The organism is Microtetraspora sp. NBRC 13810 (genome assembly GCF_030268685.1).
Lineage (GTDB): Bacteria > Actinomycetota > Actinomycetes > Streptosporangiales > Streptosporangiaceae > BSRQ01.
In genome coordinates, this window is the sequence record NZ_BSRQ01000029.1 from 40252 (window position 1) to 59117 (window position 18866).

Genomic DNA, 18866 nt, shown 5'->3' on the forward strand with positions numbered 1-18866 from the left:
AGGGACCGATGGCGCATATGGTCCGGTTCATGAGCAGTCACTATGACGTGGTGGTGCTGGGCGCGGGTCCCGGCGGGTACACGGCGGCGGTACGCGCGGCGCAGCTCGGGATGAGCGTGGCCGTCGTCGAGGAGCGTTACTGGGGTGGGGTGTGCCTCAACGTGGGCTGCATCCCGTCCAAGGCGCTGCTGCGCAACGCGGAGCTCGCCCACCTGTTCACCCAGGAGGCCAAGACCTTCGGCATCCAGGTGGAGGGCAAGGTCACCTTCGACTACGGCGAGGCGTTCAGGCGCAGCCGCAAGGTCGCGGACGGCCGGGTCAAGGGCGTCCACTTCCTGATGAAGAAGAACAAGATCACCGAGTACGACGGCCGGGGCACGTTCACCGACGCGAACACCCTCCAGGTGGCCAGAAGCGACGGCGGCACGGAGACGGTCACCTTCGACCACTGCATCATCGCGGCCGGCGCGACCACCAGGCTGCTGCCGGGCACCTCGCTGAGCGAGCGGGTCGTGACCTACGAGGAGCAGATCCTCAGCGACGAGCTCCCCGAGAGCATCGTCATCGCCGGGGCGGGCGCGATCGGCGTGGAGTTCGCCTACGTGCTGCACAACTACGGCGTCAAGGTGACGATCGTGGAGTTCCTGGACCGCCTGGTGCCGCTGGAGGACGAGGAGGTCTCCGCCGAGCTGGCCCGCCGGTACAAGCGGCTGGGGATCGAGGTCCTGACCTCCACCCGGGTCGAGTCGATCGACGACTCCGGGGACAAGGTCCGCGTCACCGTGTCCAGGAACGGCGAGAAGCAGACCCTGGACGCCGACAAGGTACTCCAGGCGATCGGCTTCCAGCCGCGGGTCGAGGGCTACGGCCTGGACAAGACCGGCGTCCGGCTGACCGAGCGGGGCGCGATCGACGTGGACGGGCGGTGCCGTACGAACGTGCCGCACATCTTCGCGATCGGTGACGTGACGGCCAAGCTCATGCTGGCGCACGCGGCCGAGTCGATGGGCATCATCGCCGCCGAGACCATCGCCGACGAGGAGACGATGGAGCTCGACTACGTGATGATCCCGCGGGCGACCTACTGCCAGCCGCAGGTGGCCAGCTTCGGCTACACCGAGGCGCAGGCGCGGGAGAAGGGCTTCGACGTGAAGGTCGTCAAGTTCCCCTTCACCGCGAACGCCAAGGCGCACGGCCTCGGCGACCCGGTGGGCTTCGTCAAGATCCTCAGCGACGCGAAGTACGGCGAGCTGCTCGGCGCCCACCTCATCGGCCCGGAGGTCACCGAGCTGCTCCCCGAGCTGACCCTCGCCCAGCAGTGGGACCTCACGGTCAACGAGGTCGCCAGGAATGTGCACGCGCACCCCACCCTCGGCGAGGCGGTCAAGGAGGCGATCCACGGCCTGGCCGGACACATGATCAATATGTGAGCGCCTTATTCATCCGGCGGTCCGGGAAATGGCGGGTGCGGAATTCGCCGGTGGAAATACCAGCGGAATGGCTGGCTATATGGGTTTTACGCCCGCTCGCCGGCGGCCGGGCAACACGCCGGCGACGATGCACGACGCCCACCGGATCGCCTCCGCCGTGGGGCCGCCGCCGTGCCGAGGTCGTGCCCGGCCGGTGACGAGGCTATGGCGACGGCGGTGCCCGCGGGGCAGGCTGATGCCATGCACATCACCGACATCCGCACATATCCGCTCAAGTCGGCTGCCGGGTGGCCGGTGGACGAGGCGGTGGTCGAACCCTGGGGGCTGCGCGGCGACCGCCGGTGGGCGGTGATCGACGAGCGGGGCGCCCCACTGACGGCGGCCGACTGGCCACGGATGCTCGCGGTGACCGCCACCCACCTGCCTCGCGGACCGCTGACCGTCGCCCACCCACCTGGCGGACCGCTGACCGCCGCTCACCCGCCCGGCGGACCGGTGACCGCCGCCCGCGCGCCCGGCGGGGTGGTGGACGGCGGTCTGCTGGTGGCCGCCCCCGGGCTGCCGGAGCTGGAGATCCCCGTCCCGGCGGGCGGCGGGCACGTCCCGGTCGGGTTCAGCGGTCTGGAGCGGGCGGTACCGGCCGGCGACCCGGCGCACGACTGGTTCACCCGCCTCCTGGGCCGCCCGGCCAGGCTCGTCTGGCTGGACGACCCCGCCCGCCGGTCGATCGACCCGGCGCACGGCGGCCGGCCGGGCGAGGTGGTGAGCTTCGCCTGGGACGCGCCGCTGCACCTGATCTCCGCCTCCTCGCTCGACCTGCTCGACCGCTGGATCGCCGAAGGCGCGGCGGAACGCGGGGAGGAGCCGCCGGGCCCGCTGGACCCGGCGCGCTTCCGGCCGAGCGTGGTGGTCGGCGGCGCGGAGCCGTACGCCGAGGACGGGTGGCGGCTGGTGCGGATCGGCGAGATCGACTACCGGGTCTCGGAACGCTGCGACCGGTGCGCCATGACCACGATCGATCCCGTCAGCCGGGACCGGGGCAAGGAGCCGCTCCGCACCCTGGCGAGGCATCGCAGGTGGGACGGGAAGACCTGGTTCGGCATCCGGCTGGTGCCGCGCCGGCCGGGCACGCTGCGGGTGGGCGATCCGGTCGCCGTCCGGTGAGGGGCAGGGGGACGGGCCGGTTCAGGTGATCAGGTCGTCGAACTCGCCGTCCTTGGCGCCCAGGATGAAGGCGTTGATCTCGGCCGCCGTGTAGACCAGCGCGGGGCCGTCGGGGTGGCGGGAGTTGCGCAGCGCCACCTCGCCGTGGGGCAGGGCCGCGACCTCGACGCAGTTGCCGTTCGGATTGCTGAAGCGGCTCTTCCGCCACGTCACCGTGAGCCTGTCGGCGGCGATGCCGTTGATGATCTGCTCCATGCTGCGCTCCCCGGGAGATCATATGGACGTGCGGATGCACGTGCATTTGGCCTTGCAAACCGCAAGATACGGCATGGAACGATCAAAGATCCGGCATACCGGGGGATTGTGGGGCTGGTGTGACGGAAGGAACATCGCACGCAGCACGGGTCAGAGCTCGTCAAGCAGCTCCTTCAGGAACCGCCTGCTGGCGGAGACCGAGTCGGCCTGCACGCACAGCCGGTCCATCACCTGCATGTAACGGTCGGTCTCCTCGCGCTTGTCCAGATAGAGGGCGCTTTCCAACTGCTCCATGTAGATGACGTCAGGCAGCTCGGGCTCGGCGAAGCGCAGAATGGAGAACGGCCCACCGGCCGCCGCGTGGCCGCCGCGCTCGAACGGCACGATCTGCACGGTCACATTGGGCAACCGGGTCAGCTCCAGCAGGTGCTCGATCTGGCCGCGCATCACGCTCCTGCCGCCGATGGGACGCCGCAGCACGGCCTCGTCCAGCACGGCCCAGATCATGGGCGGCTGATCCTGGGTGAGCCGGGTCTGCCGCTGCATCCTCAGCGAGGTCCGGCGGTCCAGTTCCTCGGCCGGTGCCGTGGTGTGCGCCAGCATGATCACCGAGCGGGCGTAGTCCTCGCTCTGCAACAGCCCCGGCACGAACTGGATCTCGTACGACCGGATGGTGGTGGCCGCCTCCTCCAGGCCCACGTAGACCTCGAACCAGTTCGGCAGCAGGTCGCTGTACTTGTGCCACCAGCCCGGCGTGTTCGCCTGCCGGGCCAGCGCGAGCAGCGGAGCCCGCTCCTCCTCGGCGACGACGCCGTAGAGGGTCAGCAGGTCGGCGACGTCACGTTCCTTGAAGCTCACCCGGCCCAGCTCCAGGCGGCTGATCTTGGCGTGCGAGGCGCGGATCGAATGGCCGGCGTCTTCGCGGGAGATGCCTCTGAGGGTGCGCAGCCTGCGGAGCTGGGTGCCGAGCAGCATCCGGAGGATGGTGGGGCCGCCGGTCCGGGGATAACCGGCGTTGGTTAAGAGGGGTATCGGTCCTGGTTCCGCACGTTCTACACTCACCTGTTCGCTCCGGGGGCTGGATGAATAATCAACTAGTTTGACATGTCTGATCACGAACGTACAGGACTCGCACATGCATGAGCACATGCAGACGTAACGGTCGAATAGCTCTTGCATCGGTACGGAAGCGATGTACTTGCATCGGAATTGACGCGCGGGAAAGATGGCATGGAAACGACTTGCCTGCCTGTGTGCACCATCCGATCGTTCTGGGGACTTGATGACGACACCCGTAGCACGACGGCAAGCCGCGACGGGGGACCCACCTCCAGGCTGGTTGCTCACGGCCCTGGTCGACGATCGCCAGGCCGTACTGCCCGAGCTGGACACCGGAGACCCGGCCTCGGCCGCGATCGCCCGGGACTTCACCTGTGCCACCCTGACGGAGTGGGACGCGCAGGACCATACCTTCGACGCCCAGCTCATCATCTCCGAGCTCGTCACCAACGCGATGCGGCACGTCGGCGGGCGGATCGGCGTCTACCTGCTCCGCGACGGCTCCCGGCTGGCGTGCGCGGTGACCGACTCCGGCTCCTCGCTTCCCGTCGTCGGCGCGGAGGACTGCTTCGCCGAGTCCGGACGCGGCCTCCAGCTCGTCCAGGCCATGAGCTCCGCGTGGGGCTGCATGCTGGACCATGGCCGCGGCAAACTCGTCTGGGTCGTCCTCGCCCCCTGACGCCACGGGTCGTCCTCGCCCCCGGCAACACGGGTCGCCCTCGCCCCTGACGACGTGGGGCGTCCCCACCTCCTGAGCCGTCGCCGGGAAACGCAACCCCGGCCGCGGAGTTTTCGGGCGCGGAGACCGGCGTCGGCGGCTTTCCGCCGCTTTCTCGCCGCGGCGACGCCCCGCGTGCCGGGTCCGCCGGGCGGGCGCCGGGGGGACCGGTAATCTGAGCGCTGATGTATCGCTTCCTGTTCACGCTGGTCCTGGCGCGGTTCGACGCCGAGGACGTCCATCATCTGACGATCAGGGCCCTGCGCCTGCTCTCGATCCTGCCGGTGGTGCGGCGGCTGCTGCACCGGGCGCTCGCGCCGCGCGACCCGGCGCTTCGGGTCAGGGCGTTCGGCGTGCACTTCCCCGGGCCGCTCGGGCTGGCCGCCGGCTTCGACAAGGACGCCGCCTGCGTGCAGGGGCTCGGCGCGCTCGGGTTCGGCCACGTCGAGGTGGGCACGATCACCGCCCACGGGCAGCCGGGCAACCCGCGCCCCCGGCTGTTCCGCCTGACCGGGGAACGCGCGATCATCAACAGGATGGGCTTCAACAACGCCGGGGCGCAGGCCGCGGCCCGGCGGCTGCGCAGGCCGCGCGCCCTGCCGGTGGTGGTCGGGGTGAACATCGGCAAGACCAAGGTCGTCCCCGAGGCGGAGGCCGTGGCCGACTACGTCGCCAGCGCCAAGGAGCTGGCGCCGCTCGCCGACTACCTCGTGGTCAACGTCAGCTCGCCCAACACGCCCGGCCTGCGCGATCTCCAGGCCGTCGAGCTGCTCCGTCCGCTGCTCCAGGCGGTCAAGCAGGTGGCGGACGGCACGACGCGGCGTACCCCGCTGCTCGTGAAGATCGCCCCCGACCTCGCCGACGACGACATCGACGCGATCGCCGACCTCGCGCTGGAGCTCGGCCTGGACGGCGTCATCGCCACCAACACCACGATCGGCCGCCCCGGCGTCACCTCCACCGAGACCGGCGGCCTGTCCGGGCGCCCGCTCAAGACCCGGTCCCTGGAGGTCCTGCGCCGGCTACGGTCCCGCGTCGGCGACCGGCTCACCCTGGTGTCCGTGGGCGGCGTCGAAGACGTGGACGACGTGTGGGAGCGGCTGCTCGCCGGGGCCACCCTGGTCCAGGGATACACCGGGCTGATCTACGGCGGGCCGTTCTGGGCGTCGCGCATCCACCGGCAGCTCGCCCGGCGGCTGCGCAGGCACGGCGCCTCCTCGGTGGCGGAGGTCGTCGGCCGCACCGCGTGACGATATACCCTTAGGGGGTACCAGTTCGTCATAAGGAGGGCCCATGAGCACCGCCACGTACACCGTCACCGGCATGACCTGCGGCCACTGCGTCGCCTCGGTCAAGGAGGAGGTGGGCGAGGTCCCCGGCGTCACCGCCGTCGAGGTCGACCTCGCCACCGGCCGGGTCGAGGTCACCAGCGACACCCAGGTGGACGACGGCGCGGTGCGCGCCGCCGTCCAGGAGGCCGGTTACCAGGTCGCCTGAGAACCGGTCAAAGGCTGCTGTGGGTGGAGTCGGCGCTGAGGGTCATCCGGTCCAGCCGGTCCATGACCGCGCCGATCTCGACGGCACCGGGCCGGTGCCCCCGCCGCCCGGCGCCGCCCCGCTGCCAGGGGTGCGGCCCCGCGAGCGGGCGGTACTCGACCCCCATCGCGTCGAGCCGGGCGAGGTGGCCCGGTAGCCGGTCACCGATCGGCCCCGGCCCCGCCCAGGCCACCTCGGCCAGCGCGCAGCCGCGCGGCCAGGCCCGGTAGTCCAGCGCCCGTGCGTCCGGGATGCGCTCGCTCCACAACTGGAACTGCGCGCCGATCACCCGCGCCGACTCCGCCGGCTCCCACGACCCCGGCGCCGGGTCGAACGCCGCGACGTCGTCCACGGTGATCGCCTCACCGATCGCCAGCGGCTCATCCGCCGAGGCCGCCTCGGCGTAGTCGAAGTACAGCGGGAAGACCGGCGTCATGACGACGTCGTGCCCGGCCGCCGCCGCCCGGCGGGCCACCGCCATGCCGCGCCAGGGCATCACGACGGTGTCCTGCCGCAGCGTGCCGCTGACGAACGCCTCGTCCCACACCACCGCCCGGCTGCCCCGCTCGGCCAGCACGTCCGCCAGGCCGCGCAGGAACCACGCGTGCAGGTCGCCGGGCGTCCCGAGACCCAGGGACGCCTGGTAGGCGGTGATCTCGGCCGACACCGCCCACCCGTCCAGCACGCACTCGTCCCCGCCGATGTGCACGTAGGGCGCGCCGCCCAGGGCGCCGAGCAGCTCCTCGAACACCGTGGTCAGGAACTCCACGGTCGGCGGCAACGGGGACAGCAGGGCGGGCGAGATGCCCCACCGGTCCAGTACGGCGATCTCCTGCGCCGGATTAACGCCGTACTCCGGGTAGGCCGCGAGGATCGCCGAGGCGTGGCCCGGCACGTCGATCTCCGGCACGACGGTGACCGCCCGGGCCCGCGCGTAGGCGGCGATCTCGGCGAGGTCGGCGAGCGTGTAGTGGCCGCCGTGCGGCACCTCGTCGAAGACGGGCTCCTCGCCGTAGTGGGAGGCGATCGTCCGCGGCCGGTGCGAGGCCACCTCGTGCAGCCGGGGGAAGGCCGGGCTCTCCACCCGCCAGCCCTGGTCGTCGACGAGATGCAGGTGCAGCCGGTTAAGTTTGTGCGCCGCCATGACGTCGACCATCCGGAACAGCTCCCGCTTGGGCAGGAAGTGCCGGGCCACGTCGACCATCGCGCCCCGCCAGCCGAACCGCGGCGCGTCGCTCACCCGGCCCGCCGGGACGGTGAACGAGCCTTCGGGGGCCACGGCCCGGTAGGCCGCCGGGCCGAGGAGCTGGCGCAGCGTCTGCGCGGCGTAGAACGCCCCGGCCCGGTCGCCCGCGGCGACGGTGATCCCGTCGCCGGTGACGGTCAGCGTGTAGGACTCCGCGCCGAGGCCGGGCTCGTGCCGGACCGTGATCGCGCCTTCGCCGGCCACCCGCAGGTCGAGGACGGGAAGCGCGGTGCGCACGCCGTCCACCAGCGCGGGCGGCCCCGACACGGACGCGCCCGGCGCCAGCTCGAAGGTGCCCGTCGCGGGCTCGAAGGATCTGGGCCGGGGCAGGAGATCGCTCATGCCATCCGATCCTGCCACGGCCGCGCCGGAGGTCAGGTGAGGTAGTTCTGCAGGCCGTCGGCCAGGGCCTGGGCGATCTTCTGGCGGAACGCCGGGCTCCTGAACTTGGCGGCGTCACCGGGATTGGCCATGTTGCCGCACTCCACGAAGACCTTCGGGACGGTGGACAGGTTGAGCCCGCCCAGGTCGTCGCGGTAGTCGAGGGCCTTGCTGCCGATGTAGGTGGAGTAGGGCAGGCCGGTGCCGGAGCGGAAGGCGTCGCGGATGGCGACGCCGAGCTTGCGGGAGGCGCCCACCACCGGATCGACCGGGCCGTCGATCTTCTTGGGCATGATCACGTGGAACCCGTGGTCGCCCGAGGGGGCGCCGTCGGCGTGCACCGACAGCGCCGCGTCGGCCTTCGCCTTGTTGCCGATCGCGGCCCGCTGGGTGATGCACGGGCCGACGCCGGTGTTGCCGGTCCGGGTGAGCTTCACCTTGGCGCCCCTGGCCTCCAGGATCTTCACCAGCCGCTTCGAGACGTCCCAGTTGAAGGCCGCCTCGGTGTAGCCGCTGCGGGTCGCGGTGCCGGTGGTGTCGCACGCCTTGTGCTCGGTGAGCACGTCGACCTGGCGGTTGATGTAACCCGGGTCCCTGTAGTTGCCGCCGTTGTGGCCGGGGTCGATCGCGATGACCTTGCCGGCCAGCGGCTCGGCGGGGGCTGACGCGGACGCCGAGGTGCCGGCCCGCGGCGCCGCCTCCGTGGCGGCGGCCGCGGTCCCTATGGCGCCTTCGGCCACCGCGCCGCCGGCCGGGCTGGGCTGGGGGAGGGCGGGTGCGCTCGTGCCGCCGGCCGCGGCGCCGCAGCCCACGACGGCCATGCCGCACAGGGCGAGGACCCCTGTGACAACTGCTCGATTTCGCACTTCAACCCCCCTTGACGAACCCTTGGCCCTCCAACATACGCGTCGTGGTGGCGTGACCGGACCCGTTATCCCCAGACCCGCTCGCGCACCTCGAGCTTCTGCAGCAGGGCCGCCAGCTCTCTCGCGTCCTCGGCGTCGAGGCCGAGGACGACCCGGGGGCGGCCCCAGGGGTGATCGATGGAGTGGGCCACATAGCTGGCCACGGACTCCGCGCCGCCCTCGCCCTCCCTGCCCCGGGAGGACCGCCAGTTCGCCCACGCCCGCTCGAGCTCGGCCGCCGCGCGCTGGGCACAGGACACAAGTTCTGGATCACGCATGTGTTACCCCCGGTCAGACGAGCCGTTCGCCCGGCGGGGATGCCCCCGGCTCGCTGCCCCCGTGACAGGCGAGCGGTCCGGTCCTCGGGAAACCGGAAGGGGCGGCCCGCCGGGGGCCGACCTCACGGCTCAGAGTGAACACCGGCCGCCCGCCGCCACGATGGGAATTGACCCGTTCTTGGGCATCCCTGGGGGTGCTGTCTAGGATGCGGCCCTCGCCGCCGCCCGGCGGGCCGGGGGTGCGGCCCCTGCCCCGGGCCGGAAGAGGCCCTCGTTCACCCGGTCAGCCGGGCATCACCGGGCCCGTGCTCCGCCGCGCCACGAGCCTGGGGGTGACCTGGCGGGTGCGCGCGGCCTTGCCCGGGTCGCCGATCCGGTCGCTGAGGAGCGCGGCGGCCGACCGGCCCATCGCGCGGCGCGGCTGGTCCACCGTGGTGAGCGAGATGTGGTGGACGGCCGACAGGTGGGTGTTGTCGTAGCCGGCCACCGAGAGGTCCTCGGGCACCCGCAGGCCGAGTTCGCTCGCTGCGGCGAGCACGCCCAGGGCCACCATGTCGTTGGCGGCGAAGATCGCGGTGGGCCGCGGATCGCGGGTGAGCAGCGCGTGCGCGGCGCGCCGCCCGCCCTCCTCGCTGAAGTCGCCGTGCTCGACCATGATGTACGGCGCCAGCGCGTGCCGGCGCATCGCCACCAGATAGCCCTCGCAGCGGAACCGCGCAGAGGACGAGCGCGCTCCCTCGATGTGCGCGATGCGCCGGTGGCCGAACTGGACGAGGTGGTCGACCGCGAGGCGGGCGCCGAGCCGGTCGTCGTCCACCACGAGGTCGACGCCGCGCAGCTCGGTGTCGGGCTCGCCGACGACGACGGTGGGCGTGTAGGACGTGGCCTCGATGAGGGTTCCGCCGACCGGCGCGATCCCCAGCAGCACGAGCCCGTCCACCCGCAGTTCGAGGAACGCCTCGACGGCCTCGTCCTCCAGGGCGGGTTCCCACTGGCTGTTGCCGATCAGCAGGCGGAGCCCTTCGCCGTGCAGGCTCTCCTGCAGGCCGTCGAGGAACTCCGCGTAGAAGGGGTTGTGCAGGTTGGCCACCAGGGCGCCGACCAGGTGGGTCCTGCCTTCGACGAGGCTGCGCGCCACCGCGTTCGGCCGGTAGCCGAGCTCCCTGGCCGCCTGGAGCACGGCCTGCCTGCGGTGTTCGCTCACGTGGGGTGAGCCGCGCAGCACCAGGGAGACCAGCGATTTCGAGACGCCGGCTCGTTCGGCCACGTTACGGATGGTGGGCCGAGGGCGCGGGCCTAAACCGTCGGTCGCGACGGCCTCGGCTACCTCCCTGACCCGGGAGGCGGTGGTGTTGACGGGCGGTCCTGACATGTGTCTCCCCGCGATGCGTGGATGGGCACCTGCCACACCAAACGATCGAGATCCGGACAGGGTACGGCTCAGTATGAGAACCCGGGTTTTCCGCCCTCCGTTACCCCATCCCGTGCTGACCGCTACCCCGGGGGCCCTCGGATAGCCTCGGGATGTGGGTGGGACATCCGAGGCCGCCGGGCCGGGCGGGCCCGCGGGCGCGCGGCCGGCCCGCCGCAGGCTCAGCGTGGACCGGCGGCGCGAGGAGCTGATGGCCGCGGCCCTGGAGCTCTTCAGCCGGCACGACGCCGAGGAGGTGTCGATCGACGACGTCGCCTCCGCCGCGGGCGCGTCGCGCGCGCTGGTCTACCACTACTTCGGCGGCAAGCAGGAGCTCTACGCCGCGGCGTTGAGAAGCGCGGCGGCCCGGCTTGAGGAGACGCTGTGCCTGCGGGACGGCGGCCGTCCGCTGGACGAGCTGGCCGGGGGGCTGCGGCGGTACTTCGACTTCGTCGAGGAGCACGCCACGGGGTTCGCCGCGCTGTTGCGGGGCGGCCAGGCCGGTGAGGTGGGCGAGATCGTCGACGGCGTGCGCCGTCGGCTGTACCAGCTCGTCTCGCGGCAGATCTGCGCGGCCGAGCCGGGCGCGTTGCTGCGCATCACGCTGCGCTCGTGGATCGCGTCGGTCGAGACCGCGGCGCTCGACTGGCTGGAGCACCGTGACGTCGAGCGTGCCGTCGTCGAGCGGGTGCTGGTGGACCAGATGGTGGCGCTGCTGGAGATCGCGGCCGGGCACGACCGGGAGGCGGCACGGGTGCTGAAGAGCCTCACCCTCGAACAGGTGGTCGCTCCACCGGTTGGGGATATGGAGGCACACGGATGAGGGGGAGTCATGAGCCGGGTGGCGCCGGGTGAACGACGCCACTTTCCAGCGTCCGTTGACTACGGAGCGTAGGCGCCCATGGCTGCGGGCGGCTACCTGGGATCTGACGAGCGCGCTCACATCGATGGAGATGACGCGAGCGCGCCTCTGACCCCCCCTAGGTCCGTGACGACTCTCGCTTCACTCTGAGCGCTGCTGCGGAATGCCCGCGAGCAGGGCGCGAACCTCGGTTTCCCGGTAGCGCCGGTGACCACCCAGGGTGCGAATGGAGGTCAACTTGCCCGCTTTGGCCCACCTGGTAACCGTCTTGGGGTCGACGCGGAACATGGTTGCGACCTCTGCAGGCGTGAGCAATGGCTCGGCCTCGGGTGTACGAGCTGACATTAGTGCGGCCTCTCCTCCGTGTGGACCGGCGAGCGATCCTGCGACTGCTTCTGCGCTTGTCACGGATGTCCCCTTATGGCCTTTCGCGTGCGGCTTTCCAGGCCATATGCGGCATCACCCGATGTGACCATACAGCCACGTAGAGCGATTGGCGAGCCCTTCTGGGGTCCAACTCCATGTCCACGTGGTGATGTCACGCTCGGTGATTCTAGCGACACGTTTCGTGGTATCGCAGTGAAAACGGCAAACTACTCAGTTCGCAGAAGCGTGGGAGGGGTCCACCTGACCAACAGATGCAGGTCACACCGACGATTTGGGGCTCAGTTGGCTGATTCCAGGAGCTGTATCGACTTCCACCTGAGGATCACCCTCTGGTACATGGCGAAGGCAAGTTCTTCCTGACCTGTGTCTAAACCCGTGAGAGCGGCCGTCAGCTCGGCCACCGACTGGTCCGAGCGCAGGGTCTCGTCGTCCATGAGGTGCACGAGGCCGCCGTAGTCGAGCTCCACCAGCGAGTGCGGGTGGAACTCCTCCAGCCACCGCCCCACCTGTTCGACCTCGCTCGCCGTGGCCACCTCGCCGACGTGCCGGCGGATCACCGACAGCGCCCGCGCGACCCGCCTGCGGGCCTGCGCCATCGAGGTGACGTAGAGCAGGTTGCGCGGCGGGGTGGTGGTCGTCGAGCCCGGCTCCTGGCCGGCCGGCGGCTTCGCCACCCCGGCCGTGCCCTCGCTGCCCGGGGTGCGGCCCTCGCCGCCCGGGTCGTCGATCACCAGCCACCGCTCGGCGCCGTCGAAGGGCACGAACCACGCCGTGGGAACGTGCCATGTGCTGGTGTGGATGAAGGTGCGCAGCGCCTCCGAGCCGCCCTGCTGCTTGAACCGGTCGAAGTCGTCGGCGGTCTGCTCGACGATCGCCTTGGGCAGGAAGCGGTCCATCATCTTGACCGGTGTGGTGCCACGAAGCCGTGAGAAGGCCAGCCACGAACGCAACCGGCTCTGCCATGGGCAGACATACAGGACGTCCTCAACGCGGCGTAGATAGGCGTTGGGGCTCTCCTGGGCGGGTGCGGGGGTCGGGGGGACGCTGAGCAGACGGCGGACCGACTCGCCGTGCTCCGCGTGCAGGGCGGTGGCGCGGCGTGGCCGGTCTCGGGAGGAAGCGTAAGCGGCCCACATCTTGCGATCGGACTCGGTGAACGCGCTCAGCGGCTCGTAGACGCGAAGGTACGCGGCATAGGGCAGCACGAAGGCATCGTGTCATGAAGCACCCCCTGTTGTCCGGTCTCAAGTTCCCGCCTTCTCGATACGCTGAGACAGATCTCCGCCGCGACGGGGCGGCGGACCGGACCGGGAGTCACCACAGTGACCGACGTCTTCGGGCTGTCCCACAAGGACACAGGGCCCGGCAATGCCCAGGTATCGCACGAGCAGGTGGTGTTCTGCGCCGACGAGCGCAGCGGCCTCCGGGCCATCATCGCCATCTACAACACCGCCCTCGGCCCCGCCCTCGGCGGCACGAGGTTCTATCCCTACGAGGACGAGCAGGCGGCCCTCGCCGATGTGCTCAATCTCTCACGCGCGATGGCCTACAAGAACGCGCTGGCCGGCCTCGACCTCGGTGGCGGCAAGGCCGTCATCATCGGCGATCCCGACAGGGACAAGAGCGAGGCCCTGCTACGCGCCTACGGCCGCTTCGTGCAGTCGCTCGGCGGTCGCTACTACACCGCCTGCGACGTGGGCACCTACAGCGAGGACATGGACCTCGTCGCCCGCGAGACGCCCTTCGTCACCGGGCGCACGGTCGCGCACGGCGGGGCGGGCGACTCCTCCATCCTCACCGCCTTCGGCGTCTTCCAGGGCATGCGCGCCGCCGCCGAGCACACCTACGGCACGCCGACGCTGCGCGGCCGGCGGGTCGGCGTCGAGGGCGTCGGCAAGGTGGGCCACCGCCTGGTCGGCCACCTGATCGAGGACGGCGCCGAGGTCGTGGTCTGCGACGTCGGCGAGCAGGCGATCGAGCGCGTACGGCGGCGCCACCCGCAGGTGGAGGTGGTGGCCGGGCGGGCCGAGATGGTCGCGCAGGACATCGACGTCTTCGCGCCCTGCGCCCTGGGCGGCTCCCTCGACGACGCGACCGTGGCCGCGCTCCGCGCCCGGATCGTCTGCGGTGGCGCCAACAACCAGCTCGCCCATCCCGGCGTGGAGAAGCAGCTCGCGGAGCGGGGCATCCTCTACGCTCCGGACTACGTCGTCAACTCCGGCGGCGTGATCCAGGTGTCCGACGAGATCGAAGGGTTCAAGATGGAACGAGCCCAGGCAAAAGCGGCACAGATCTTCGATATGACTCTCAAGATTTTCCGGATGGCCGACGAGGAGGGGGTACCTCCGGCCGTCGCAGCCGATAGGCTAGCGGAGCGCAGAATGTCGGAAGTCGGGCGGATTAGGGCTATTTGGTTGGGCCGCTGACGGCCCACGCCCATCCGGCGTACCGAGCTGGGCGCAAAACAGGTACGGTAATAGGCGAACGAGGAGCTGACGCCGTAAGTCAGGTGGCGTCAGTGCGTGGTGCGTTAGCGACGAGGGGTCGGGCACGGCCCCGCATGAGGGGGTCGAGCCGATGGGGCGCGGCCGAGCCAAGGCCAAGCAGGTGAAGGTTGCTCGCCAGTTGAAGTACAACAGTGGCGGCACCGATCTTGATCGTCTTCGCGAGGAGCTGGGAGTCAACCACGGCTCCAACCACAACGACGACGACGCTTATGACTCAAACGACGAGCTGGCCGATCGGTATGCCGATTACGCCGATGACTACGGTAACGATGACGACCGCGACGACGGGCGGCATCCGCGCCGTAGCTAGGCGGTCAGCTGGTGGCGGGAGTAGGGCACCCGGTGGGCGACAGCCGCCGGGTGTCTTCCACTGCTCACCGGCCGACGGTCAGGAGACGTGAAGTCACCTGAATGCCCCGCCGCGTCAGCGGCGGGGCATTTTGGGCTGCTCTAGCGGTAGGACGCCTGCCCGGTGCCCTCGGTGATCTCCCCGAGCACCCACGCCGGGACCGCGCGCTCGCTCAGCAGCGCGAGAGCGCCGTCCACCGCGTCCGGTGCGACGATCGCGCACATCCCGACGCCCAGATTGAATGTGAGATCCATCTCTTCCCGCGGCACCCGCCCGGCCTCCGCGAGCACCCCGAAGATCGCCGGCGGCTCCCAGGAGGACCGGTCCAGCACCGCGTCGAGATGCCCCGGCAGGGACCTGGCGAGGTTGCCCGCCAGGCCGCCGCCCGTGATGTGCGCGTAGGCGTGCACCTCGGCCGCCCGCAGCAGCGCCAGGCAGTCCAGTGAGTAGATCCTGGTCGGCTCCAGCAGCTCCTCGCCGAGCGTGCGGCCCAGCTCCGCGACCTCCTGGCCGAGTGACATCCCGGCCGTCCTGATCACGTGCCTGACCAGCGAGTAACCGTTGGAGTGGATCCCGGAGGAGGCCAGGGCGAGCACCACGTCGCCCTGCCGTACCCGGTCCGGGCCGAGGAGGTCGTCCGCCTCCACCACGCCGGTGCCCGCGCCCGCCAGGTCGTACTCGTCGGGGGCCATCGCGCCCGGGTGCTCGGCCGTCTCGCCGCCGATCAGCGCGCAGCCGGCCAGCCGGCAGCCCTCGGCGACGCCGCCCACGATGTCGGCGACCCGCTCGGGCACCACCTTGCCGGTGGCGATGTAGTCGGTCATGAACAGCGGCTCGGCGCCGCACACCACCAGGTCGTCCACGACCATGCCGACCAGATCGATGCCGATCGTGTCGTGCTTGCCGAGCGCCTGGGCGATCATGACCTTGGTGCCGACACCGTCGGTGGAGGTGGCCAGCAGCGGCCTGCGGTAGCGCAGCAGCGCCGAGACGTCGAAGAGCCCCGCGAAGCCGCTGGCGTCGTCCACCACCTCGGGCCGGCGGGACATGGCGACCCGCGACTTCATCAGCGCGACCGCGCGGTCGCCGGCCTCGATGTCGACGCCCGCGGCGGCGTAGCTCGTCATACGGTGGCCTCCTCAGCCTGTTCCAGGACGTACTTCCCGATGTTGTCCTGGTCGACGGGGATCGGGTAGGAGCCGTCGAAACACGCCCGGCACAGGCGGCCGGCCGGGATCGTGGTGGCCGCGGTGAGCTCTTCCAGCGAGATGTAGCCGAGCGAGTCGGCGCCGAGCGAGGCGCGGATCTCCTCCACGCTCAGCGACCCGGCGATCAGCTCGGCCCGGGTGGCGAAGTCGATGCCGTAGAAGCACGGCCAGGCCACCGGCGGGGAGGAGATGCGCACGTGCACCTCGGTCGCGCCGGCCTCGCGCAGCATGCGCACGATCGCCCGCTGGGTGTTGCCGCGCACGATCGAGTCGTCCACGACGATCAGCCGCTTGCCCGCGATCACCTCGCGCAGCGGGTTGAGCTTGAGCCGGATGCCGAGCTGGCGGATCGTCTGGGACGGCTGGATGAACGTCCGGCCGACGTAGGAGTTCTTCACCAGGCCCTGGCCGTAGGGGATGCCGCTCTCCTCGGCGTAGCCGATCGCGGCGGGGGTGCCGGACTCCGGCGTCGGGATGACCAGGTCGGCCTCGACCGGGTGCTCCCTGGCCAGCCGGCGGCCCACCTCGACCCGGGTGGCCTGCACGCCGCGCCCGGCGATCGTGGTGTCGGGACGGGCCAGGTAGACGTACTCGAACAGGCAGCCCTTCGGCTCGGCCACCGCGAACCTGCGCGAGCGGACGCCCCGCTCGTCCACGGTGATCAGCTCGCCCGGCTCGATCTCCCGGACGAACGCCGCGCCCACGATGTCCAGCGCCGCCGTCTCCGACGCGACGACCCAGCCGCGCTCCAGGCGGCCGAGGACCAGCGGCCGGATGCCCTGCGGGTCGCGGGCCGCGTACAGCGTCTTCTCGTCCATGAAGACCAGCGAGTAGGCGCCCCTGACCTGCGGCAGCAGCTCGGCCGCCGCGTCCTCCACCGACCGGCCCGGGTCCTGCGCGAGGAGCGCGGTCAGCACCTCGGTGTCGGTGGTCGCCCGGATCATGCCCGGACGCAGCCGCTTGATCAGCTCGGGGGTGTTGATGAGGTTGCCGTTGTGGGCGAGCGCGAGCCCGCCGACATCGGTGGAGTTGAGGGTCGGCTGGGCGTTCTCCCAGACGCTCGACCCGGTGGTGGAGTAGCGGCAGTGCCCGATGGCGAGATGTCCGCGCAGCGTGCCGAGCACCGACTCGTCGAAGACCTGGGCCACCAGGCCCATGTCCTTGTAGACGAGGATGCGGCTGCCTTCACTGACCGCGATGCCCGCGGACTCCTGGCCGCGATGCTGCAACGCGTACAGCCCGTAGTAGGTGAGTTTGGAGACTTCCTCCCCCGAAGCCCATACGCCGAAGACGCCACAGGCGTCTTTCGGTGCGCGGTCCTTGGGGTCAAGGTCATGGCCCAACCGGCCGTCGCCCTTCAGCACATACCTCAGTTTAGGTCGGCCCTTACGCTGCTCGAACCCCGCCCCGCCCGTGGGGCCCCCGCCCTGCTCAGATACCGCGTGTTTCCTTGGCGGCAGCCTTGCCGAAGGATCGCCTTCGCTTTGCCGTGTCCGCCGGTTCCCGCGCGCGGGATCACGCGAGGGTGGGGTATCCGGCATGCCTTCATAGGTCGGGAGATCAGACGTGACGACACCAGGGGATCCGAATCAGCCGCCGCCGGGGGAGGAGCCACCCGACGAACGGCGGCGCGAGCCCGGCCCGCCGCCCCACCCGGACGAGCCGGAAGCCCCCGAGGTCCCCGAACCCCAGCAGGCCCGGCCGTCCAACGGCGCCCGCGGGGAAGGGGTCGCCGGGGAGTTCCCGCCGGGAGTCCCCGGGGAGCCGGGGCGGACGGGGGAGGAGGACACCCAGGTGTTCCCCGTGCCGGGGGCGGTTCCGCCGTATCCGGGCTGGGAGGGGACCGAGCGGGACGAGGGACGGCACGGCGGGGAACCGCCGGGCGCCACACGCCCCTCACGCTACGACCCGCCGACCACACCCCCGCCGACCACGCCCTCCGGTCACGGCACGCCGCCCGGTCACGGTGCGTACGGCGGGCCGGACACACCCGGCTGGGGAGCGGGCCAGGGCGCCCATCCCTACGGCCCGGAGCCCCACGTCCCCGGCCAGGGCGGACCCGGCCAGGGGTACGAGCAGGGGCAGTACGGTGGCGGGCCCTACGGGCAGGGCGGGGAAGGGACGCCGCACGGGCAGGGCGGGCACGGGACGTGGGGCCAGCCCTACGGGCAGGGAGGCGGGGAACGGTACGGTCCCGGCGGGCAGCCGTACGGGTCCGGTGGGGAGTCGTACGGGTCCGGTGGGGAGTCGTACGGGTCCGGTGGGGAGTCGTACGGGCAGGGCGGGGCGCGGTACGGGCCCGGCGGGCAGCCGTACGGGCCCGGTGGGGAGCAGTACGGGCCGGGTGGGCAGCCGCCGTACGTGCCGCCGCCCTATCCCGGGCCCGGGTACGGGGTGCGCAGGCCGGGGGGCGGGCTGGGGACGGCCGCGCTGGTGCTCGGCATCGTCAGCCTCTTCCTGCTGTTCGTCTGCGGCCTCGGGGTGCTCACCGCGATCGTCGGGCTGATCCTCGGCATCGTCGCCGTGGTCAAACGGGCCCACCCGGGCCGGGCCTGGGTCGGGATCGCGCTGAGCCTGCTGACGATCGTCCTCGCCATCGTGGCGGTGACGTGGTTCTACACCAACTTCGGCGAGTGCCTGGACCTTCCGACCCAGGAGCTGGCCCAGCGCTGCGTCGAGCGCAAGCTGGGCGTCACCCAGCCGTAGCGGCGGGGTCAGGCGACGGGCAGGTGGGCGGAGAGGTCGGCGCGGGAGCCGCTTGCGCTGATCTTGCCGGCCGCCGTCGCCGCGTCCCAGGTCATGGCCCCGGTGGCGAGGAGGAGCCAGGTGCGGCCGTCCATCTCCACGATGTTCGGCGGGGTGCCCCGGGTGTGCCGGGGGCCCGCCACGCACTGCACCGCCGCGTACGGCGGCACCCGCACCTCGACGGTGCGCCCGGGGGCCGCCGCGGCCAGGCGGTCGAGCAGGTGCCTGACGGCGAAGCGCGCCGCGTCCCGCGCCGGGCGCAGCCCCCGGTCGTAGGCGCGCAGCACGACCGGGACGCAGGCCGCCAGGAGCTCCTGGTCCGGCCCGTCGTAGGGTGGCTCGCCCAGCTCGCCGAGCTGCGCGTCGAGGGCGGCCCGCACCTTGTCGGGGGCCGGTTTGAGCGGTGGCACGTACCCATGATGCCG

General features: G+C 71.4%; 20 protein-coding genes. 9 read left to right on the top strand and 11 right to left on the bottom strand.

Features of this window, described 5'->3' with window-relative positions; genetic code table 11:
- Positions 1–29: 29 nt before the first annotated feature.
- Both lpdA and QSK26_RS37975 read left to right on the top strand, forming a co-directional pair.
- Positions 30–1430 carry a dihydrolipoyl dehydrogenase gene (lpdA, locus tag QSK26_RS37970; RefSeq protein WP_285780197.1) on the top strand — a complete coding sequence of 467 codons (1401 nt, stop codon included), beginning with the start codon at positions 30–32 and terminating at the stop codon, positions 1428–1430.
- Between the two features lie 240 nt (positions 1431–1670).
- Entirely contained in the window at positions 1671–2594 is a 924-nt protein-coding gene (locus tag QSK26_RS37975) for an MOSC domain-containing protein (protein ID WP_285780198.1), read from the top strand.
- 21 nt (positions 2595–2615) lie between these two features.
- On the opposite strand, the gene QSK26_RS37980 is transcribed toward QSK26_RS37975, so the two are convergent.
- Positions 2616–2849: a DUF397 domain-containing protein gene (locus QSK26_RS37980; RefSeq protein ID WP_285780199.1), complete on the bottom strand. Its 234-nt coding sequence runs from the start codon at positions 2847–2849 to the stop codon at positions 2616–2618.
- Positions 2850–2999: 150 nt separating this feature from the next.
- On the bottom strand, positions 3000–3881 hold the full coding sequence (locus tag QSK26_RS37985) for a Sco1979 family transcriptional regulator (RefSeq protein ID WP_502888798.1): 882 nt from the start codon (positions 3879–3881) through the stop codon (positions 3000–3002).
- Between the two features lie 307 nt (positions 3882–4188).
- Here QSK26_RS37985 and QSK26_RS37990 point away from each other — a divergent pair, with 307 nt between their 5' ends.
- The 3 genes from QSK26_RS37990 (at position 4189) to QSK26_RS38000 (ending at position 6123) form a co-directional block, all read left to right on the top strand.
- Positions 4189–4587 carry an ATP-binding protein gene (locus QSK26_RS37990; protein WP_285780201.1) on the top strand — a complete coding sequence of 133 codons (399 nt, stop codon included), beginning with the start codon at positions 4189–4191 and terminating at the stop codon, positions 4585–4587.
- Between the two features lie 224 nt (positions 4588–4811).
- Positions 4812–5876, top strand: a complete 1065-nt coding sequence (locus QSK26_RS37995; RefSeq protein ID WP_285780202.1) for a quinone-dependent dihydroorotate dehydrogenase — start codon at positions 4812–4814, stop codon at positions 5874–5876.
- Between the two features lie 43 nt (positions 5877–5919).
- Entirely contained in the window at positions 5920–6123 is a 204-nt protein-coding gene (locus tag QSK26_RS38000; protein ID WP_285780203.1) for a heavy-metal-associated domain-containing protein, read from the top strand.
- A gap of 7 nt (positions 6124–6130) precedes the next feature.
- Here the strand turns inward: QSK26_RS38000 and QSK26_RS38005 are convergent, their stop codons facing one another.
- The 4 genes from QSK26_RS38005 to QSK26_RS38020 form a co-directional block, all read right to left on the bottom strand.
- On the bottom strand, positions 6131–7750 hold the full coding sequence (locus QSK26_RS38005) for a beta-N-acetylhexosaminidase (protein ID WP_285780204.1): 1620 nt from the start codon (positions 7748–7750) through the stop codon (positions 6131–6133).
- A gap of 32 nt (positions 7751–7782) precedes the next feature.
- Complete coding sequence (locus QSK26_RS38010) at positions 7783–8655, bottom strand: N-acetylmuramoyl-L-alanine amidase (RefSeq protein WP_285780205.1); 873 nt, start codon at positions 8653–8655, stop codon at positions 7783–7785.
- A 65-nt stretch (positions 8656–8720) separates the two neighbouring features.
- Positions 8721–8972, bottom strand: coding sequence for a hypothetical protein (locus QSK26_RS38015; protein ID WP_285780206.1), 252 nt, complete (start codon positions 8970–8972; stop codon positions 8721–8723).
- A 283-nt stretch (positions 8973–9255) separates the two neighbouring features.
- Positions 9256–10344 carry a LacI family DNA-binding transcriptional regulator gene (locus QSK26_RS38020; RefSeq protein ID WP_502888797.1) on the bottom strand — a complete coding sequence of 363 codons (1089 nt, stop codon included), beginning with the start codon at positions 10342–10344 and terminating at the stop codon, positions 9256–9258.
- Between the two features lie 154 nt (positions 10345–10498).
- On the opposite strand from QSK26_RS38020, the gene QSK26_RS38025 reads away from it, so the two are divergent.
- Positions 10499–11206, top strand: a complete 708-nt coding sequence (locus tag QSK26_RS38025) for a TetR/AcrR family transcriptional regulator (protein ID WP_285780208.1) — start codon at positions 10499–10501, stop codon at positions 11204–11206.
- Positions 11207–11386: 180 nt separating this feature from the next.
- Here QSK26_RS38025 and bldC read toward each other — a convergent pair whose 3' ends face one another.
- Together bldC and QSK26_RS38035 are read right to left on the bottom strand one after the other, a co-directional pair.
- Positions 11387–11590: a developmental transcriptional regulator BldC gene (gene bldC, locus QSK26_RS38030; protein WP_013133571.1), complete on the bottom strand. Its 204-nt coding sequence runs from the start codon at positions 11588–11590 to the stop codon at positions 11387–11389.
- Positions 11591–11910: 320 nt separating this feature from the next.
- The gene (locus tag QSK26_RS38035; RefSeq protein WP_285780209.1) at positions 11911–12837 is read right to left on the bottom strand and encodes a DUF8083 family protein; all 927 of its coding nucleotides are present in this window, start codon (positions 12835–12837) and stop codon (positions 11911–11913) included.
- A 117-nt stretch (positions 12838–12954) separates the two neighbouring features.
- On the opposite strand from QSK26_RS38035, the gene QSK26_RS38040 reads away from it, so the two are divergent.
- Both QSK26_RS38040 and QSK26_RS38045 read left to right on the top strand, forming a co-directional pair.
- Positions 12955–14058 carry a Leu/Phe/Val dehydrogenase gene (locus QSK26_RS38040; RefSeq protein WP_285780210.1) on the top strand — a complete coding sequence of 368 codons (1104 nt, stop codon included), beginning with the start codon at positions 12955–12957 and terminating at the stop codon, positions 14056–14058.
- A gap of 151 nt (positions 14059–14209) precedes the next feature.
- Entirely contained in the window at positions 14210–14449 is a 240-nt protein-coding gene (locus QSK26_RS38045; RefSeq protein ID WP_285780211.1) for a DUF3073 domain-containing protein, read from the top strand.
- A gap of 140 nt (positions 14450–14589) precedes the next feature.
- Here the strand turns inward: QSK26_RS38045 and purM are convergent, their stop codons facing one another.
- Together purM and purF are read right to left on the bottom strand one after the other, a co-directional pair.
- Complete coding sequence (purM, locus tag QSK26_RS38050) at positions 14590–15615, bottom strand: phosphoribosylformylglycinamidine cyclo-ligase (RefSeq protein WP_285780212.1); 1026 nt, start codon at positions 15613–15615, stop codon at positions 14590–14592.
- A complete protein-coding gene (gene purF / locus QSK26_RS38055; protein ID WP_285780213.1) occupies positions 15612–17060 on the bottom strand; it encodes an amidophosphoribosyltransferase in 1449 nt (482 codons plus the stop codon). Before purF ends, purM begins: the two co-directional genes overlap by 4 nt.
- 202 nt (positions 17061–17262) lie before the next feature.
- On the opposite strand from purF, the gene QSK26_RS38060 reads away from it, so the two are divergent.
- On the top strand, positions 17263–18402 hold the full coding sequence (locus tag QSK26_RS38060) for a DUF4190 domain-containing protein (RefSeq protein WP_285780214.1): 1140 nt from the start codon (positions 17263–17265) through the stop codon (positions 18400–18402).
- Positions 18403–18410: 8 nt separating this feature from the next.
- Here the strand turns inward: QSK26_RS38060 and QSK26_RS38065 are convergent, their stop codons facing one another.
- Entirely contained in the window at positions 18411–18851 is a 441-nt protein-coding gene (locus QSK26_RS38065; RefSeq protein WP_285780215.1) for a sterol carrier family protein, read from the bottom strand.
- Between the last annotated feature and the right edge of the window lie 15 nt (positions 18852–18866).